We start from the raw sequence: 18,616 nt of genomic DNA, 5'->3' as shown, positions 1-18,616 counted from the left end.
GGCTGTTACAGGAACAGCCGCTTGCGGGCTTTCTTTTGCGTAAATCGTGGCGATAAAAACTATCCTGTGACCTCTCCTTGCGTATCGCGTGTCTGGCCGACGCTGTCCCGCCACAGACGAGCATACAGGCCATGAGCCGCTATCAACTGCTCATGGCTGCCATATTCAGCGATACATCCTTTATCGATTACGACAATAACATCGCAGCGGCGAGCGGTGGTCAGTCGGTGCGCGACGATAAGCGCGATGCGTTTCTCGGTATGCGTCACTCCGGTAAGCGAGGTTATTAAGCGCTCCTCGGCGCTGCGGTCGATACGCGCTGTCGCCTCGTCGAGCAGCAGAATGTGCGCCTGCGCCAGTTGGGCGCGGGCGAGGGCAATCAACTGACGCTGGCCCGCGGACAGATCCGTGCCGCCGTTATTGACCGGAGTACGAAACCCCAGCGGCAGATGTTGCACAGTTTCAAAGAGTCCCGCCCGTCGCGCCGCGATCTCCACCTCCGTGTCGCTGCTGTCTGGCCGCGAATAGCGGATATTTTCGGCAATATCGCCGCTAAATAATGCGACATCCTGAGTGACCAGCCCCGTCTGGCGACGATAATCACTAAGCGACGCGGCATCAATTAGGCGCTCACCGACACGGATTTGCCCGCTGCCGGGAGAGTAGAGCCCGGCCAGCAGCTTGATCAGCGTCGATTTGCCGACGCCGCTACGTCCGACCACCGCGACTACCGTTCCTGGCGGAATGGTGAGCGAGAGCTTATCAAGCACAGGTTGCGTTTTTTCGGGATAGCGGAATGTCAATGCCTCCAGACGTAGCGCGCCGCCAGTGCCAGGCGTTATGGATGACGGTTCAATATTCTCCGTTTCCTCAGTCGCCAATAGCGCATTGATATGTTTGCCGCTGGCGGTTGCCTGCTGCCAGGAATCAACAATGCCTGACAACTGCTGTACCGGGCCATAAAATTGTCCCAGTAGCAGGAAGAACGCCGCCAGTATCCCGGGCGTCATTTCGCCTCCGGCGACCCGGGTCGCCCCGATTAAAAGCACGGCGGCATAGGCGGCCTCGGTGCAGAAGGTCAGGAACGGAAAATAGACAGCAAGGTATTTTTGCGCCCGCACGCGGGTGGCGCGGAAGTTGTCTGATAACGCCCGTAGCCTGGCGGCTTCCTGCTTCTGTTGGCCGTGTGACTGCACTACCCGCATACCGGAGACCTTTTCCTGAAGCGTACTGTTCACCTTACCAATTTCCAGCCGTGCCTGGGCGTAGGCAGGCGAGCTCAAACGGCGGTAAATCCACGTCGCCAGCATCACTACAGGCACGGCGCTTAATGCCGTTAACGCAAGAATGGGATCAAGCCAGAACATTGCCGCGGCGATAGCGACCATCGTCACGATGCTGGTGGCCGCGCTGGCAAGACCGTTTTGCAGAAATCGGGCGAGTGAATCAACGTCGACGGTCATGCGAGTAAGACGCGAGTCGATGTGCTTCTCGTGCCAGGGAAGACTCAGGCGTAGCAGGTGGCTGAAGCTGCGTAAGCGTACCGTATGCTGTACCGACTCTGCCGCGCGGGCGGCGAAGATCGTTTGCAGCGCATAGCAGCACCAACCGATCGCCACCAGGCACAGCGCGAGCAGGGCGCATATGCCAATAGTCGACATATCCCCTGCGGCAACGCCTGAGTCAATACCGCGCTGCAAAAGCACCAGCACGCCAACGCCTGCGGCGGAATCAAGCGCGATAAGCAGGGCGGCGATGACGAACATCCAGGCTACTGGCGTCAGCAACGATGAGACTTGACGCCCGTGGCCTGCCAGCGCCATCTGTACGGCGCGTTCCGGAACGCGCGTCATCCGGTCGACAAAACCTTTTCCGGCGGGGGGCTGGCGCTCATGCGCGTCGTCGGATTTTACCGCCTGCGTTGTTGGCCATAGCGCACGTTGTTCCGCCGGGGCGAGGGCGAGAAAATCACCCTCGCCGCTCATCAGCGAGCGAAACGTCGGACACCTTGCATCCAGCTCCGCCTGGGTACCGATATCCACGACGCGGCCTTTATCCAGCACGACGATCCGATCGGCTAACTGCAGTGTTGAGCGGCGGCGCGCAATCACCAGCAGCATATGCTCATTATCGGCATAACGACCAAGAGCCGTGTTAATTTCCGCTTCAGTACCGGCATCGACCGCCGAGGTGGTGTCATCGAGAATCAGCAGTTCCGGCGCGGTAATCAGTGCCCGGGCTAGCGCAATACGCTGGCGTTGGCCGCCGGAGAGGTTGCTTCCGCGTTCGGCCAGTCGGGTGTTGAACCCCTGCGGTAGCGCATTGATGAACCCGCTGGCGCCTGCGGCATCGGCGGCGCGTCGAATGTCGTCCTGAGTCGCTTGCGGGTGCCCATAGGCGATGTTTTCCGCCACCGTACCGGCAAACAAAAACGCGTCTTCAAACACTACGCCAACGCGACGACGAAGCGCCGTCAGTTTCAGGTCGCGAATATTCTGTTGACCCGCAGTGGTGTTGAGCCACACCCCACCGGAGGTGGGATCGTAAAAGCGCGCCAGCAACATCAGCAATGTTGATTTCCCGGAGCCGGATGCGCCAACCACTGCCACGGTTTCACCGGCGTGAATGGAAAAGGAGATCTCATTGAGGATACGGTTACCGTTGTCGTAGTGGAAACTCATCTTCTCCACGTCCAGCCCAATAATCTGACCCTCAACCGACTCAGTACCGTCTTCCATGCGAGAACGCGTGTCGATAAGCGCGAAGACGCGCTCTACCGACGCCTGTGTGCGCTGTGCAATAACCAAAAACGATGCCAGTACGCGGGTGGGGCCGGTCAGCATAGCGAGAAAACTCGCGAACGCAACGAAGGTTCCCAGATCGATGCGCCCATTCATTACCGACCAGCCGCCATAGCACAGCAGGACGATCTGCCCTATCACCGGTAGCGCCAGCATGGTTGCGCCCGGCATCGCCTGCGAGATAGCGGCGCCGATGCGTACCCGCACCATCTGCCGCGACTGACCATCGAGCCAACGCGTTTCGCGCAACTCCGCCACGCAGGACTTCACCACTGAGATCTGTTCCAATACTTCGCGCATATGTTCCGTCATGTGCGCCAGCCGGTCTGAGGCAAGCCCCGTTTGCGCGAAAACACGGCGACGGGTGCGCAGGGCGGTAATAGCAAGGGCGGCCAGTACGCAAATCACGATAAGCGTCATGGATGGCGACATCCATAGCATCACCACGATACCGGCCACATAGTAAGTGAGCACCGCCAGCGGCACCGGACACATCTGTAGCAAGGTGTGTACCTGTTGAAGATCGCTGTTGGTACGCGAAATGACCTGCCCGGTACGCAAGGCGTCCTGGCCTGCGCCGTCCAGTTTTTGAATACTGTCGAACGCACGGCTACGTAACGTATGCTGAACCCACAGCGAGAGTTCTCCGGCATAGCCGCGGCGCACGTAATTCCCGATAAAATCAAAAAGGGCAATTAATATCAGGCCGCAGGCAAGTAACGGCAGGTGGGTTGTATCGCCTGCTATCGCGTCATTGACGGCCTGACGCGTTATTAGCGGCGTCAGCGCAGCCAGTAAAATGGTCGATACTGATGCTACGATGACAATGATGCTCAGTGTTTTACGTTCCCAACACACGCGGGCAAGGCGAACTATCCAGGCACGAGCGGGCATGGGGGAATGAGTCGCGGGCATTAAGCCTCCTTATCGGTGAAAGATGAGATATGGCGACGCAATCTGGGTTCAGCCGCCACATTGTCATTGCGCTGCCGCGGTTAGCTGTGTTGCAGCATGGCGATCAGTTTTTTTGCCACCTCGGTCGGGCAAGGCTGGGCCGCCATTTCCGCCGCGACCTCCTGCGACGCCTCGCGAAGCGCGCGATTACCGAGGAAGGTATTGATCATGCTGCTCGTAAGCCCGCTCTTACCGGGAATAATGCCGCATCCGCGCTCGACCACGGCGCGGGCATTGACGGGTCTGTCGGCACCCTGGCCAAAGACTATCTGCGGAATGCCGGCATGTAGTGCCGTCAGGGTGTTGCCTGCGCCGCCATGGTGGATAAAACCGTCGGCGCCGTTAAGGAAAACGCCCATCGGAAGCCAGTCGACCAGACGGACATTCGGCGGTAGTGAACGTAAATCCGAGCGGGCATTTGCCGGAAGATGCAGGATGATTTCGGCATCTACTTCGCCGGCAGAATCCATTACCCAGGAAATCAGATCCAGGCCATCCACCATCGGTTTGACGGTGCCGAGGCTGACCAGAAGACGCTTGCGATCAGGTGTACGTTCCCACCATTCTTCCCAGACGGCGCCGCCGTTATACGGGACGTATTGCATGGAGATAACCGGCTCTCCGTCATTTTGCAGTATGCTCATGCTGGGCGGTGTGACGTCTATCCACGCCAGATCTCTTGGTGGCGCGCTGACCCCATGGCGGCGGTAGGCGTCAGAAAGTGATTTCGTCACGCCTTTGATGTGCCAGGGCGTATGACCGAAGCCGACGGTTTGCATCACTACCGGAATGTCATACTTAGCGGCAATCAGTGGTCCAACGACCCCAAGGGGAGGGTAGACGATGAGATCTGGTCGCCACTGCCCGGCGAACGCGACCAGCGGGTCAGTCATCTCTTCGCTGAAGAATGAGAAGTTCCCCATTTTTGTTCCAATGTTATTTTCTTTTCGCAATGCCTCCTGACGGCGATAACCCGCTTCCGAATCGAAACCAGGCGCAGCGTCAAATACCACCAACCCAGCTTCGGCTGCTTTCTGTGCAAATTTTCCACCGCTTGCAATCAGCACTTCATGGCCATTAACACGAAACGCTTGCGCCAGGGACAGCACAGGGTATAGCAGTCCATACAGTGGTGGACCGACAAACAGAATACGCATGAGAAATCCTCTCTCTCCACGTCATAAATCGAACAAGTCGTTAATGAGAATGATAATAATTACCAATATCATTTGAAAAATGCAATAACAAATACGACCCTTGATCATGTGATGATTTTTTGCGTAAAAATTGGGGAAGAGGAGAGCGTTAAGCGGTGAAGTTTAGTTTCAGACTTATTTACGCGCGTATGGTCGCAAAGGCAAAGCGCCAGGATTGGGGAACTGGATTCGCATACCAGACACCCGTGGATTATTAATGATAACTTCGTAAATAACCTTTCAGACAATGAGGTAAACGTACCGACAGCAAGGTAACGGGAAACGTAGGGAGTAGTATTGATAACACGTTGCGGGGCAATTTAACGCTGTCCGGCGGCGGATCGTGTTCTGTGTGGACTTTCCGTGCAGTGATGTGACGGACGCCTCTTCCTAAAGTAGTCAGTGCCATACTTTTAGTGACTGCATTAATTCTGGCGTTAAATCCTTTAATTTGGTGGACGTAAAGTAGACATAGACAACAAATAGGAGCTACGTATTCACGTTACCCCTTGTTTTATTTGCTGGCGTCCTTGTAATTGGTGGGGGAGGTGGTTGAGTTTGTTGGGGGGGATTTTTTGCGAGGAAGGGAAGGCGCAAAAAGAGTGGCGATAGTGTTGATATGGAAAGGTTTTTGTATATTTTTTGATTTTTAAGGTTATTTTTATAGTGCTGAAGTTTATTGTATTGATTGATGCCTGCAATAGATGCAAAATGAACTATACTAGAAAGAGAAAAGATCTGATTTAGAATTTGTCAAATAAATGGCTATAATCATAGGTATCACCAGTTCTTTCATCTGTGATTCTGCAGCGAGCATGATAAGCAGCCTTCGCAACGGAAGATCTGCCCTCACTTCGTTTCACAATTTTAAAATCCAGATGAAAAATAGCCATACAATAAAAACAACCTCAATATAAAATTAAATATCAAACCAAAATATAAATCTCCAATGCGACTATGCTGGTTTTAGTTTTTCGTAAGAAAAACTCTGGTGTTGACGTTGACTTTGTTTCCGAAGGAAACGGTGTTAGCCTGCGGCAGGCAACCGTCGGTAGACCCCACACGCTCACGAAGTGAGTGTATAGGTGGGCATTGCTTTATTTTTATATCTCCTAAAGGAGCTAAAAATAATGACAATGTTTTAAGTTTTTCTATACTTAATAATAACGCTAGTTTTTAAGTCTGTGAAATTAATGGGATTAGAATCGGATGAACGGCTGAGGTAGGGGGATAATATTGAATGTTTAGGTTTAGAGAGCGCCCGTAAGGGCAAAAGTGGTATTTTCTCCTCCCGCCGTAAGGCGGGAAAATAGGATTTAGATAAAACAGTGAAAATAACAGATATTCTTATGTGTTGCACAATTCACAGGTTAAGACCAGAAATCAGTGTCTAAAAACAACAGGTAAAATTGTTTTCATTGTTTTGATAAAATAAGTAACGCGGAGAGTATCAGGTATTTTAAGTTAGTAATTGCACACGTTTGTGTTGCAAAATTTCATTTTGAGCTTACTGATATCTCATTTTTCAAACCAAAACACCATTTTTTCGGGATGAATCCTATCATTAACAGGGATGAACCCTGTTCCAGCAATGTGATTGTTTTGAACAACCACAAAGTGCTGCGCCTCTTTCAACGCCACGGACCATTTCAAGCAGTTCAGCTTTACAAATGATGTTGATTTTCTATGTAAACTGGTATTTATTAATGTTATTAGAGTAGAAAGGATGCCAACATGATTCTATCTGAGAAAACGCTTGAAAAACTGAGGGTTTTGATCAATGAGGATACGGAGTATCGTTCCGGTCCAAAGCTTGTTCAGTTCTTTAATGATCTTGGTTTTCAAGATACATATGTACAGGGATTTCCTTCAAGGTGGATGTATACCGATGAAAAGTTGAGCGTGATAAATGGTAGTCCGCAGTTAGATCGTTGTATCAAGAAATTGTTCGCTCCAATTAACTTTGTTGGCGATATACCTCGATTAGACGCCTTGATCACTGAATTTAATAAATATATGGCATTTGATAAATGGACGGTTAAACGAGAAAATGCTGAGATTGTTTTTGAGAAAAAGGATAAGATCGTTGTAGATACTGAGAATCAACGGAAGGATTCTGAAGATGATTTTTTGAGAAGAGAGTTCAATAATGTTGAATTTACTTCTGATTTGATTGATCCATTTGTGGCAGATGTATTGAAGGGAAGAATCAAAGAAATTGAGAATTGCTATCCGGCAGGCGCGTATCTGTCAGTGATATTTCTTGCTGGAAGCACATTAGAAGGTTTTTTGCTGGGTGTTGCTTCGAAATATCCAAAATTGTTCAATACAACAAAATCATCGCCTAAAGATAAGAGTGGGAAAATAAAACAATTTCATGAATGGTCATTGTCTTCATTTATTGAAACGGTCAGAGAGTTAGGATTGATTGAGTATGATACATATCGATTCAGTCATACTCTCAGAGATTTTAGAAACTATATACATCCATACCAACAGCTATCACATCAATTCAATCCGAGAGAACATACAGCCAAAATTTGTTTACAGGTACTAAAAGCAAGCATTACGGAAGTAAATGATCATATTGGGAAATTAAAATAGGTGCCGTTATGGGCGAAAGTATTTTTATTGGGATTTTAACAGGCATTATCAGCGGGGCCTACACAGGACTTATACTATCTAAGTATGTGCTTTTCACATCATTACGACGGGAAACACTCAGAATTGTCAGGCGGATTAATTATATCGATGGAGAAGGATACTCAAATTATGAGTCGTTATCTGAATTAATATTAATATCTTCTGATTTTCTTGCGTTAAAGCATAAGAGGGCAGGGGAGGACGTTATGGCCATTTTCAATGAACTGAACTTAGAGGTATTGAACTCTAATAAGAAAACTAATGGTGATAAAATAGTAGATGCTCAGCGAAGGTTAAGAATGATGCCTGTAAATATATGGTCTATTATTAATCCACTATCTTTTAGGATGTGATTAAATATAACTGATATAGACTAAGCTTAACACGATATCAATATTAAATTAAAATGGTAAAACGAAAGTGAGTTAGTATCATAATGACAAACCAATAACAAGTGGAGCTGAAGATCCTGATTTATTGAATAGACTAAATAGCTGCGTAGTTGAAATAGAAATGGAATGCTTTCAACCTTCTGCCTATGGATTGACCTTTTTCTTTTTTAATTGTATTTGATGTTTTTAACAGCTAAAAGGAAAGGTATTATGAATACGGATGATAAAAATAGGAAGCCAAGAACAGAAAAAACCATTAAGCAAAAAATAGCATCAGCGCAGATGCGTCTGAATCGTCTCAAGACCAAAGAGCAATCTTTATCCAAGAGTGCTGAGACACGCTTGAAGATCATCCTTGGTGCTGAAGTAGTTAAAGCCGTGGGCTGTAAAGTTGAAGATGTCGATAAAGAGTTTGTATTAGGGATATTATTACAAAATTCGGATATTAATACGGAGGCTAAAGCGAGAGTTAAATTACGAGGGAAAAGATTCCTTGAGGATATGGTGGGAAGGCAAGAATAAAATCTGATGATTCACCATAATAACAAGTTAGTCCCTTAATGGGAGAATAAAGGGCTTTTCGGCCCTTTATTATTTAATGTTGTTTAAGTAAATCTCCCTCTATCCATTTCGTTATTGCATATCTAATATAGTTGTTGAATGTTACGTAATCCATCTGCCTTTCTTTAAAAGCAAAATCTATATTTCTTTGTAAGTTCACATTAAATTCACCAAAGTGAAATTTTCCTGAGTGAAAGTGACCTGACCTTACAGAGTAAAAGTAATCAGATATTTCTTTCTTAAAATCTGAGTTTCTATATTTTTTCATGAAGTCAGAGAAACCTATGCTATCTATTTTTGCTAAAGATTCAATAGCACATATTTTATAAGAAATCTCTGTGGTGGCATTGTTCCTAGCTAGGGTTAAGGCAGTATTGTACATACGATAAAAAGAAGTGAAAATTGATTTTTTTGTGGGGGTAAACTTGAAATATCTCTGAAATCATTTCTTATACATGTTGGTACAGAAATCTCTTCTGACGGATAATGTGCATTTTTTGGAGATGTACTAAAGGTGGTTTTGTTTTGTTATTCTGTTTAGGTTTTTCTATTTTATGATTTCTAAAAAGTGTATCGAAATGTTGATCATCTGAAAGCGTATCTTGAATATACAGTTTATCATCAAATACTAATGCTCCATTACTGTCAGGATAGGCGACATTCATAGTCCATCGACCTGATTAAAAAGAGTTAACATGCTCTAGATTTTCTATATTTTTCAACCCATAGTGATTATCTTTTATAATTAAATTAAGTTCATAATCTATGAATCCAGTTCTGTATCTGTTTAACTCAAATGCATTTCATTTTTTTATTGTGAATATTCTGAATTCTGAAGTGATCAGTTCGAAACTAACATCAAGTAATACGCATAGATAAGCATTGAGATTTGCTGTGTGATTGTATGCAAGACTTCTTGCATGATCTACATTTATTGCATCCACCTCAATGTCAAACATGACGATTTGTTCTGTCAGTGACTCTTGTTTACTTGTCCAGATATGAGGTTTTATTAAAGTTTAAAAGTCTGAATTAACTAGGTAGGATTGTCTTATCGGGTGAGAGTTAAAATAACGAGAGTATGTTCTAATGGTGTATCTTACCGTTTCATTATTTTGGCTACTCCCTAGTATATCATTGACAAGTTCAAGAACGTAATATTTTAAATGAAGTTGAGGTAGATCATTTTCATTTTTGTCTAGGGTTGCTTCAATAGATAACATTTTCAGTCTCGTTACTTTTAAAATCTATAGCTAGGTTGAATTTTTGTTGTGGCCTGATATAAGGAAAAAATCGACAAGCAAGTGAGGTTGAGGATGCAAAACAGAAGGCCAAGGGGGGGAAAGCAAAAGCGGCTCGTTTTGGAAAAATGAAAGAGGAAGTGATTAGATTACTACAAAAAAATAAAGTAGACGGAGGATGGCGTAAGAAAACAATCGCATTCAAATTTATTAAAGATGATTTGCTTTTATTTGTTGAGAAAAATGGATGGCCTTCTGCTGAGGATAAAGATGAGTTAAATAAATCATCGGTAGATAAATATGCTAATATGCAGCGGTTAGTGATGGATTGGTCTAGAAATGATCAAGGCGTGAAGAGTGCTTTTGATTCGGTAATACAAAGGAAGCCCAAAAAATAAAGAATTTTTTCTTACTCATTGACGTTATTTGTGGGCATCTTTATTTCTATCGCGGATCATCATTCATGACTATCCGCGATGCATCGGAAGTGATTTAGAGCAAGTATATTATTATCTTTTACACTCATTTTTTTGAAGCAGTTTAGTTGTGAAGCCATCTTTGAAATGAAAGTAACTAGCAGTAATGAAAATAATTATTTGTATGTATCCAAGACTCATTGTAGGCTTTGCCAGCATGCCAAAATAAGCAGCAATAGATATGACTACTAAAAGGAAACGCTTTGCGGTATACCATCCAAAAAAATGCTCACTTGTTTTAGTATTAGAGCAAGCGACGGCTTTCGATACTTTAGATGTTATTTGTCCAAAGATCAGGCATGATGCTAAAGACCAATCTGGAGATGTGATTATCTCTTGCCATGTTGAAATATAAATTTTTATCGAAATTAAAAGTAGAAAAGGAATGGCTATAAATAAATATTCAGCCTTCAACTCTGCAAATGTTGCTTTTCTTTCTTTTAAACTAAGTGTCGAGTTCATACTGTAACCCATTATTTCGTTGGATATTGCTGATGTTTATCACTTTTAAGTTTCTAATCTGGGGTTGGCCTTTGCCTTTTGGTGGTGTGTAAATATCAAAAGTAATTTTAGCATCAATAATATCTTTTGGTCCAATTGCAGGAATTAAACCGTCTTGATATCTTTCCAACCATTCTTTATGTGTTATTCTTCCACTCAAGCGCTTATCCAAACTTATGCTACGAAATGACCACACAGAATTACCTTCGTTAACAGAGACGGTTACATAGAGTTTATCATTTAATTCTATGCTTTCAGTACTCCCTAGGAACATTTCTCTTGGTTTTCCACCAAAACGCCATTTTGTATTAAATTTAAAGTTTTGGTTGTTATCGCTATTGCTAGTAATAATGACTGATTCATTTGGCTTTATTTTTTGATTCGCAGTTGAGAATTTTTCTAGAGCAAATGATAGATTTTGTCTGTCTATATTGGGGTCCGCTATTTGTTGTGGTAGATTTTTTGCTAATGCAGTTTCTAGATTTACAGCTAGAGTTTCTACTTGTTCTTCAGTGTCGGTGGTTTCAATGTCAGTTAACTCTCTAAATAACTCATCACCTGAGTTATAAAATGCATTGGCTAATATTTCGTCAATTTTTCCGGGAATCACTGAGAGTTTACTAAGTATTGAACCACTTTTAATTTCATTTAATTGAAAGTTGAAATCTGCTTTAATTCCAATAGAGTTACTTAATACTTGTCCAAAATCACGGTAAGCATTTATGTATAATGCCATCGCCTCAAATACCTCTTCTGGATTGTGGCGGTCTTTGAGATAATCTATTTTTATCGATAACTCTGGGTTCACATTTAGCCCCTTGTGGCGCGCAACATTCAGGACCGTGATCCATGCTTTCCTATAGGTGGACGTCTGAAAGTTGAATTATCATGATGGTTTTATCTATCCAAAATAACTCTAATACTCCTGTTTTTCAATGGTTTTCTGCAGTCTTGAAGGGGGCAAGACATATGTTGATATGACGTAACTTGTACTTTCAGCAAACTCCTTTGGTATTTGGATAATCATTCCACCAAAAGAAATGAATAGATAACTTTGATACATGATGGCCTGTTTCAAACTTAAGTTGATCATTAGGGGATGGGACACTAACACACTCTGGTGCTAGTGTAAGGTAATCTGATTTGCATTTACCCCGCTAACTTAATACCTCTCACGCCCCCAGCCAATATGCTTCCTGCATCAGCTGCTTCTATAAAGTCAGCCCACCATTGCATCATAGGTCGTCGCGGCTCAAGGTAATCACTGCGGTTGTAAGCTCGACGTACCTCATTCTTATCCACATGTGCAAGTGCTGCCTCAATGACATCAGGTGGAAAACCTTGTTCATTAAGGGCCGTACTTGCAATAGATCTCAGCCCGTGTGAAACGAGCACCCCACCAAAACCTGCGCGTTTTAGCGATGCGTTTACGGTCTGACTGTTCATCGGCTTGTTTGGCTTGATGCGGCTGGGAAAGATAAATTCTCGATTTCCACTTAACGGCTTCATCATCTCCAGTATCGCAATTGCTTCATCTGACAATGGAACAGTATGGTCGCGGTTCATTTTCATACGTGCTGCAGGAATCTTCCACTCTCGCGCTTCTATGTCTACCTCTTCCCAGCGAGCTTCAGCCGCTTCGACAGGGCGGGTAATAGTAAGAAGTTGCCACATGAACAGGCAGCGTGTTGAGAGGCTAATGCTGGCTGTTCGCATTGTCTGCATCAGTTGAGGTAGCTGATCCGGTCGAATACTGGGCATGTTCTTTTTCTGAGGTTTCTCGAAGGCTTTACCGATATGAACGCTGGGAACAGCATCAATCAGTCCTGTGTTTTGGGCATAGATCATGACCTCATTAATGCGCTGGCACAGGCGACGAACGGTTTCCAGTGCTCCTCTGGCCTGAACCGGTTGCACGGCCTGAACCAGTGTATGAGCTTTAATATCTGTAACGCTAACGTCGCCAATCGCAGGAAAGACATCTCTTTCAAGAGAGCGCCAGATATCTTCCGTATAGTCCTCTGTCACACTAGCTTTCTTCACATTCCACCTACGTTCAGCTACGAGCTGGAAAGTATTTGTTTTGGCTTCCAGCGAACTGCGCAATTGTTCTTGCTGATGTTCCTGCGGATCGATCTGTTTAGCCAGGAGTGAGCGGGACTCTGCACGGTAGTTTCTGGCATCGGCAAGGGTAACTGACGGGTAGGGGCCTATGCTCTTCTTTGCTCGTTTCTTGGTGACAGGACGAATGTAGCGAAACTGCCAGATTTTACTCCCGCTGGATTTGATGAGTAGCTCAAGGCCATCGCCATCATAGAGAACGTAGTCCGCTTCTTTGGGTTTAGCAGATTCGATTTCCTTAACGAATAGAGGTTTGGTTTGTCTTGCCATTGCCGGGTTTCCATAGTTTTAGGCACCTCAAAAGCAATATAGCTTTATGAGGTGCCTAACAAGGTGCCTAAAAGGTTCGGATTTAATTAGTTGGCATCAGACTTCGCGGGACAAATTCAAGGCACAAAAAAGCCCGCATGGCTTGCGCCGTGCGGGCTCTTAGGACTTCATCGGATGACTCTGGTAATCACCGATGGAGAATTTTGGTGGAGCTGGCGGGAGTTGAACCCGCGTCCGAAATTCCTACATCCTCGGTACTACATGCTTAGTCAGTCTTTACATTCGCCTGGCACCTGCGGACGGACACGCCACTACCAGACTAGCCTGATTCGTTTTAACGCTTCAACCCCAGGCAGGGCATCCGCGCGATCTCTTTTGGGTTTGACCTCTCTTGATCCCCGTCCTAAGAGCGGAGGCTAGGGAGAGAGGGCTCTAAGCAGGTTATTAAGCTGCTAAAGCGTAGGTTTCGTCGTTTGCGACTATTTTTTTGCGGCTTTTTACGAGGCCAACCGCCCCTCGGCATGCACCTTGGGTTTCGCAAATCCCGTCGAATCCAGAATCAGCCCCAATGTGTAAGGTAAGTATAACAGACTTGTGACACGCGTGACCAGCCCCCGTATCTTCTTATCTTCAACGATTTACCGCTCGCGCAGCGCTTCTTTCGCGCGATTAAACGGTTTGATTAAATAGTCGACAATGGTTTTTTCACCGGTTTTGATATCCACCGTGGCGATCATGCCTGGAACAATCGAAAAACGGCGTCCTGATTTATTTTGTAGATAGTCCTGGTGGGTGCGGATAAACACGCGATAGTAGAAAATTTCCGGTTTCACTTTATCCTGAATGGTGTCCGGTGAAATGGTCTCCACCACGCCGTCAAGCCCGCCGTAAATGGCGTAATCGTAAGCAGTAATTTTAACCAATGCGCGTTGGCCGGGATGAATAAAGGCGATATCACGCGGCGAAAGGCGGGTTTCAATCAGCAGACGATCGTCTACCGGCACTATCTCCATCATCTCGCCGTTAGGCGGGATCACGCCGCCAATCGTCGTGACCTGGATATTTTTAACAATGCCGCGTACCGGCGAACGCACGGTAAGGCGGGTGACGGAATCCTCGCGTCCTTTTAAAATGGCGGAGAGCATATCGACCTCAGCGTTCGCTTTCGATAACGCTTCGCGTGCCTGCACATAATATTGTGAGCGCAGATCGGTAATTTTTAAGCCTAAATCGCTTTTTTGTCGTTGCAGGCGTAGCACTTCAACATGACTGGCCGCGCCGCTTTTCTCCAGCCGCTGGGTAATGGTCAGCTCTTTATTAACCGACGCCAGCGCATCCCGTAGCTCGGCTTCGGTATCGGCCAGCTGCGCGCGGCGGCTTTTATAGAGACGCGTCTCTGCGGCAATCAGATCCGGCCAGCCGTTCAGCTCAGCGGGAAAGGCGAGAGGTAAGTCGCTGACTTCCGCAGTTAACCGTGCGCTGGAGGCGAGTGAAGCGCGATATTTTGCCGCACTTTCACCAACATTGGACGCCAGACGCGTCGGATCAAGCCGGGCGACAATCTGGTTAGCCTGAACTCTGTCGCCTTCCCGCACCGTCAACTGCGCCAGAATGCCGCCATCCAGCGACTGCAGAACCTGTTCGCGTGAACTGGGGATCACTTTCCCGTTGCCGGTGGAAACCTCATCCAGCCGGCCAAACCACGCCCAGATGCCGAGAATGAGAAATAACAGTGAGCAGATCAGAACAATACGACTCGCGCCGGAAAACGCCCGTTCACGCTGAATATCGAAATCGTCCATCGCGGCATCATGCTGATTGATTTTCATTTTTCCACTCCCGACGGTGACTTTGCATCCGATCCGCGTTAAGCGCCTGCGCTTTTGGCGCATCCATCACCAGTTGTCCTTCTTTCAGGACAATGACACGCTCAACCAGCTCCAGTATTGGTACCCGGTGCGTCGCGACGACCAGGGTACGGTTGCCAAGCCACTGATGTAACCGCTGAATAAACTCTCGCTCCGTATGCTCGTCCAGCGAGGCGCTGGGTTCGTCAAGTAGCACAATATTGGGGGAGCGCAGCAGCATTCTCGCCAGCAACAGGGACTGACGCTGCCCACCGGACAGGCCGTTACCACCCTCCATAATGGGATGATCCAACCCTTTTGCCAGCCGCCTGACGAAGACGGCGCCGCCGCTGACTTCGAGCGCGTCAAAAATCTGTTCATCGTTGGCGTGCGGCGCGCCGAGCGTCAGGTTCTCTCGTAGGGTGCCGAAGAAAAGCCGCGCGTTCTGGCTAAGAAAGCCGATGTTGCGGCGTAAATCCGCCATATCGATGTGCGACAAGCTGAGATTATCAAGCCGGGCATCTCCCTGAATCATCTCCAGGCCACCCGCCATCGCCTGTAAAAGTGTGGATTTACCCGCACCGTTACGCCCCAGTATCGCAATCCGCTCGCCTGGCATGATCTCCAGACGCACGAGGCGCAACGGTATGCGTTGATCGTCGTTATGGTAACGAAACTGAGCGTTTTCAAAGAGGTAATGCCCGTGGAGGATGTCGCGGTGTATTAGGCTATCGTCATGCTGTGTCTCGGTGGGCAGTTGCATAATGTTGTCGAGACCCATCTTCGCCGCTTTCACCTGCTGCCAGCGCGCCAGCACGCCGCACAGGTTAGCCATTGGCGCGATCATCCGCGAGCCGAGCATCGACGCGGCGACCACGGTGCCGGTAGTCATACTGCCTTCAATGACCATCGGCGCGCCGAACATAATCACTGCGGCATACACCAGACTTTGTACCGACATCCCCCAACTGATAAGCCCTTGCGTGAGTTTGCGGGTGCGTAGACCCGACTCGCCGGTGATACGGATATAGCTATTCCACTGCTGAAGAAAGCGGTTCTCCGCCTGCATCAGTTTAATATCTTCCAGTCCCTGAACGCTTTCGACCAAGACTGCATTGCGTAGCGTCGCTTCGTGGGCGGCCTGGTTGGCGAGGACAGCCAGTTTTTTTTGCAGTGCGACGCCCGGCAGGATCATCAGCAGCGCCGCCACGGGCGCTATCCATGCCAGCGGTGGGGCAATAATCGCCAGGACTACCATAAACAGGAAAAAGAAAGGCAGATCGACAATGGTCGCCAGCGTTGAAGAGGTAATCATCTCGCGGATCTGCTCCAGTTCGCGTAACTGCGAGATAAAACTGCCAGTGGAACGGGGGATAGCGCTGTTGCGCAGCCTTAACGCATGACCGAATACCCGATCGGAAATGCGCATATCGGCGCGTTTACCGAGCACATCCATAATGTGCGTACGCGCTTCACGCAGCAGAAAACCGAACAGCACCGCTACCAGTACGCCGAAGGAGAGAACGTACAGGGTAGGATATGACTGAGCGGGGATCACCCGATCGTAAACCTGCATAGAGAACACAATCCCGGCCAGCGACAGCACGTTAATCAGAAAGGCGGCGACCATTACCGGTAAATAAGGGCGAATATCCTGCAGAACCAGCTCGCGCATCCAGTCAGGTTTAAAGCGGGAGATATAGCGGTCGACGCGGCTATCCTTGAGCGCCGATAGCGGGCGTAGCGCGGCAACATAGAGGATCTCCGGCAATAACTCGCTGAGCGTCAGGCGGTTACGCTGGCCCTCTTCTTCAATCACAAAAACGTCTACCGCATCTTCGCCATTAACATGCTCGATGACCAATAACTGCCCGTCCCGGAGCTCGACAACCAACGGCAATCGCCACTGACTAAATGCCGTTTTGTCTATGTCCGGCGCATGAAAGGATAAACCCGCCTGCCGCGCGAGCTGCGTTAAGGCGGTCGTTCTGCTTTTACCCCTAAACCACGGGGCGTTGGCCTGAATTGAACCGGGAGAACAGGCAACGCGATAATGACCGGCGACATAGCTGATGGCCTGCGCCCATTGGCTTAGCGCGCGCTCACTGAGTACCTCTTCTACATCGGGGGCGGCGCGGGTCATGGCTGGATCTCCACGGATTGAATGCTGCGATGATTTAACGCGAACGCCTGACGAAGCGCGCCGGTGTTATACAGACAGTTCAGTTGCAACTGATGCAACTGGCTTTCCGTTTGCAGTTCGGCAAAACGCGCCTGGTAAACTTCCTGCTCCGCATTCAGCACGTCGAGCAGCGGGCGGGAACCGAGGTCAAGGTATTGCTGCTGATACAGTTCGCGCGTGCGTTCGCTAAGCTGCTGTTGCCGACGAAGGATTTGTAACGCGCTGGCAAGACTCATTGCCTGGCTGCGTGCCTCCATTAGTTTCTGGCGGACATCAAGCCGGGTGCGCTGAATGGTCGACTGAGCCGCGTCTACCGCATGGCTGGCGGCGTTGCGTCGGGCAGTCAGCCCTCCGCCCTGATAAAGCGGCATCTCAACTTTCACCCAGGTGGAATACTGGGTTTTATCCAGCACTTCATGACTGGGATATTTATCATTAAGATAATGTTGAACGGAAGGTTCGAGCGAAATTGTCGGCGTCATTTGCGCGCTGGCATAGTCCAGATTCGCCCGCGCAACGTTGGCCTGCGCCCAGGCGGCCAGTACCGCGGGCACCAGTCGATCGTCGGGAGTTGCCGTCTCACAGCTGCGAGCAAGTTTCGCCGGGAAGTCATTATTGATGCCGTTAAGCGAATTCCAGCCCAGCCAGCTCATCAGTGAGGCTTTCGCACTGTCGAGATTGGCCTGATACTGCGCCAGTTGCGAGCGGGCGGATTCGATTCTGGCTTCGGTTTGCACTACGTCAGATAGCGACGTAGCGCCTTCATCGCTGCGCTGCCGGATAAGTTTACCGATGCTGTCCAGCGCGACGAGCTGTTCTTCCGCCGCTTCTACCATTTGCTGCCAGCTCTGCGTTTGTACAATGGCGTTGGCGGTTTCGTGCGCGACGGTATCAATACTGAGCAACACATTGGCCTGTTGCTGCGCTGCGCCTGCGGTTTCGGCGCGAACCTGGCTTGCCACTTTGCCGAAGTCATAAAGCATTTGCGATACCGACAGCACCAGCGAGGGGTTATACCCGTGATCGGTGTAGGTATTGCTGTACCCATTGTTCACGCCAGCGCTGACTTGCGGATAATATTTCGATTTGGCGACCTCTATTTGTTCATTCTGTGCGAGCAGTTTGCCGACGGCTTCGCGAATAGAAGGATGCCAGTTAACGGCGCGATTGACCGCGTCATTGAGCGTCAGGTTGCCCGGCGCGGCGGCGCTGAGCGGCAACTCAGCGGCGGAGCCATCCAGCGAAGGAAGCATCTGGTCCGTTGCTAATCCTTCGGATGTAATAATTGGCGGCGCTTCTGCGCCCCGGGGCTGGTGATGAAACAAAGCAAATGCCAGTACGATGGCGACAGGCGCGACTCTTCCCATAGTTTATCCCTTTTAAATATCACCGCTTGTTGCCCCGAACGTCGTGGCGTTCGGGGCTTTTTTA

General features: G+C 48.2%; 12 protein-coding genes, 1 other RNA gene and 1 pseudogene. 4 read left to right on the top strand and 10 right to left on the bottom strand.

The window, feature by feature from the left end:
• Positions 1–59 precede the first annotated feature (59 nt).
• From iroC to NA624_RS13505, 3 genes and pseudogenes are all read right to left on the bottom strand, one after another.
• The gene (gene iroC / locus NA624_RS13515) at positions 60–3,716 is read right to left on the bottom strand and encodes a salmochelin/enterobactin export ABC transporter IroC (RefSeq protein ID WP_001111802.1); all 3,657 of its coding nucleotides are present in this window, start codon (positions 3,714–3,716) and stop codon (positions 60–62) included.
• 80 nt (positions 3,717–3,796) lie between these two features.
• On the bottom strand, positions 3,797–4,912 hold the full coding sequence (gene iroB / locus NA624_RS13510) for a salmochelin biosynthesis C-glycosyltransferase IroB (RefSeq protein ID WP_001221106.1): 1,116 nt from the start codon (positions 4,910–4,912) through the stop codon (positions 3,797–3,799).
• Positions 4,913–5,697: 785 nt separating this feature from the next.
• Positions 5,698–5,844, bottom strand: a pseudogene (locus tag NA624_RS13505) (MobQ family relaxase); the annotation flags it as partial.
• A gap of 841 nt (positions 5,845–6,685) precedes the next feature.
• Here NA624_RS13505 and NA624_RS13500 point away from each other — a divergent pair.
• The 4 genes from NA624_RS13500 (at position 6,686) to NA624_RS13485 (ending at position 10,186) form a co-directional block, all read left to right on the top strand.
• Positions 6,686–7,555, top strand: a complete 870-nt coding sequence (locus NA624_RS13500; RefSeq protein ID WP_000603564.1) for a hypothetical protein — start codon at positions 6,686–6,688, stop codon at positions 7,553–7,555.
• Positions 7,556–7,563: 8 nt separating this feature from the next.
• Positions 7,564–7,947: a hypothetical protein gene (locus NA624_RS13495; RefSeq protein WP_000504709.1), complete on the top strand. Its 384-nt coding sequence runs from the start codon at positions 7,564–7,566 to the stop codon at positions 7,945–7,947.
• A 249-nt stretch (positions 7,948–8,196) separates the two neighbouring features.
• Complete coding sequence (locus tag NA624_RS13490; protein WP_001090617.1) at positions 8,197–8,508, top strand: conjugal transfer protein TraD; 312 nt, start codon at positions 8,197–8,199, stop codon at positions 8,506–8,508.
• A gap of 1,408 nt (positions 8,509–9,916) precedes the next feature.
• The gene (locus NA624_RS13485; protein WP_000657150.1) at positions 9,917–10,186 is read left to right on the top strand and encodes a hypothetical protein; all 270 of its coding nucleotides are present in this window, start codon (positions 9,917–9,919) and stop codon (positions 10,184–10,186) included.
• A gap of 111 nt (positions 10,187–10,297) precedes the next feature.
• On the opposite strand, the gene NA624_RS13480 is transcribed toward NA624_RS13485, so the two are convergent.
• The 7 genes from NA624_RS13480 to NA624_RS13450 all read right to left on the bottom strand — a co-directional run bounded on the left by NA624_RS13480 (position 10,298) and on the right by NA624_RS13450 (position 18,552).
• The gene (locus NA624_RS13480) at positions 10,298–10,726 is read right to left on the bottom strand and encodes a hypothetical protein (RefSeq protein WP_001089371.1); all 429 of its coding nucleotides are present in this window, start codon (positions 10,724–10,726) and stop codon (positions 10,298–10,300) included.
• Positions 10,710–11,573 carry a hypothetical protein gene (locus NA624_RS13475; RefSeq protein WP_001067697.1) on the bottom strand — a complete coding sequence of 288 codons (864 nt, stop codon included), beginning with the start codon at positions 11,571–11,573 and terminating at the stop codon, positions 10,710–10,712. Before NA624_RS13475 ends, NA624_RS13480 begins: the two co-directional genes overlap by 17 nt.
• 341 nt (positions 11,574–11,914) lie before the next feature.
• Positions 11,915–13,156: an integrase gene (locus NA624_RS13470; RefSeq protein WP_000113811.1), complete on the bottom strand. Its 1,242-nt coding sequence runs from the start codon at positions 13,154–13,156 to the stop codon at positions 11,915–11,917.
• 204 nt (positions 13,157–13,360) lie between these two features.
• Positions 13,361–13,723: a transfer-messenger RNA gene (gene ssrA, locus NA624_RS13465) on the bottom strand.
• Between the two features lie 71 nt (positions 13,724–13,794).
• A complete protein-coding gene (locus tag NA624_RS13460; RefSeq protein ID WP_072101562.1) occupies positions 13,795–14,958 on the bottom strand; it encodes an HlyD family type I secretion periplasmic adaptor subunit in 1,164 nt (387 codons plus the stop codon).
• A gap of 7 nt (positions 14,959–14,965) precedes the next feature.
• Positions 14,966–17,146: a type I secretion system permease/ATPase gene (locus NA624_RS13455; protein WP_000196152.1), complete on the bottom strand. Its 2,181-nt coding sequence runs from the start codon at positions 17,144–17,146 to the stop codon at positions 14,966–14,968.
• A complete protein-coding gene (locus NA624_RS13450) occupies positions 17,143–18,552 on the bottom strand; it encodes a TolC family outer membrane protein (RefSeq protein ID WP_000533851.1) in 1,410 nt (469 codons plus the stop codon). The genes NA624_RS13455 and NA624_RS13450 overlap by 4 nt, the downstream gene beginning before the upstream one ends.
• Between the last annotated feature and the right edge of the window lie 64 nt (positions 18,553–18,616).

This window comes from Salmonella sp. NW38 (assembly GCF_051807745.1).
Classification (GTDB): Bacteria; Pseudomonadota; Gammaproteobacteria; order Enterobacterales; family Enterobacteriaceae; genus Salmonella; species Salmonella enterica.
The sequence above is the reverse complement of the archived record's forward strand: the minus strand, read 5'-3'. Positions and strand labels throughout refer to the sequence as shown.

Bases quoted from the DNA above. Each gene is read 5' to 3' on its own strand.
- iroC (WP_001111802.1), bottom strand. From the start codon at position 3,716: ATGCCCGCGACTCATTCCCCCATGCCCGCTCGTGCCTGGATAGTTCGC.
- iroB (WP_001221106.1), bottom strand. From the start codon at position 4,912: ATGCGTATTCTGTTTGTCGGTCCACCACTGTATGGACTGCTATACCCT.
- NA624_RS13500 (WP_000603564.1), top strand. From the start codon at position 6,686: ATGATTCTATCTGAGAAAACGCTTGAAAAACTGAGGGTTTTGATCAAT.
- NA624_RS13495 (WP_000504709.1), top strand. From the start codon at position 7,564: ATGGGCGAAAGTATTTTTATTGGGATTTTAACAGGCATTATCAGCGGG.
- NA624_RS13490 (WP_001090617.1), top strand. From the start codon at position 8,197: ATGAATACGGATGATAAAAATAGGAAGCCAAGAACAGAAAAAACCATT.
- NA624_RS13485 (WP_000657150.1), top strand. From the start codon at position 9,917: ATGAAAGAGGAAGTGATTAGATTACTACAAAAAAATAAAGTAGACGGA.
- NA624_RS13480 (WP_001089371.1), bottom strand. From the start codon at position 10,726: ATGAACTCGACACTTAGTTTAAAAGAAAGAAAAGCAACATTTGCAGAG.
- NA624_RS13470 (WP_000113811.1), bottom strand. From the start codon at position 13,156: ATGGCAAGACAAACCAAACCTCTATTCGTTAAGGAAATCGAATCTGCT.
- NA624_RS13460 (WP_072101562.1), bottom strand. From the start codon at position 14,958: ATGGACGATTTCGATATTCAGCGTGAACGGGCGTTTTCCGGCGCGAGT.
- NA624_RS13455 (WP_000196152.1), bottom strand. From the start codon at position 17,146: ATGACCCGCGCCGCCCCCGATGTAGAAGAGGTACTCAGTGAGCGCGCG.
- NA624_RS13450 (WP_000533851.1), bottom strand. From the start codon at position 18,552: ATGGGAAGAGTCGCGCCTGTCGCCATCGTACTGGCATTTGCTTTGTTT.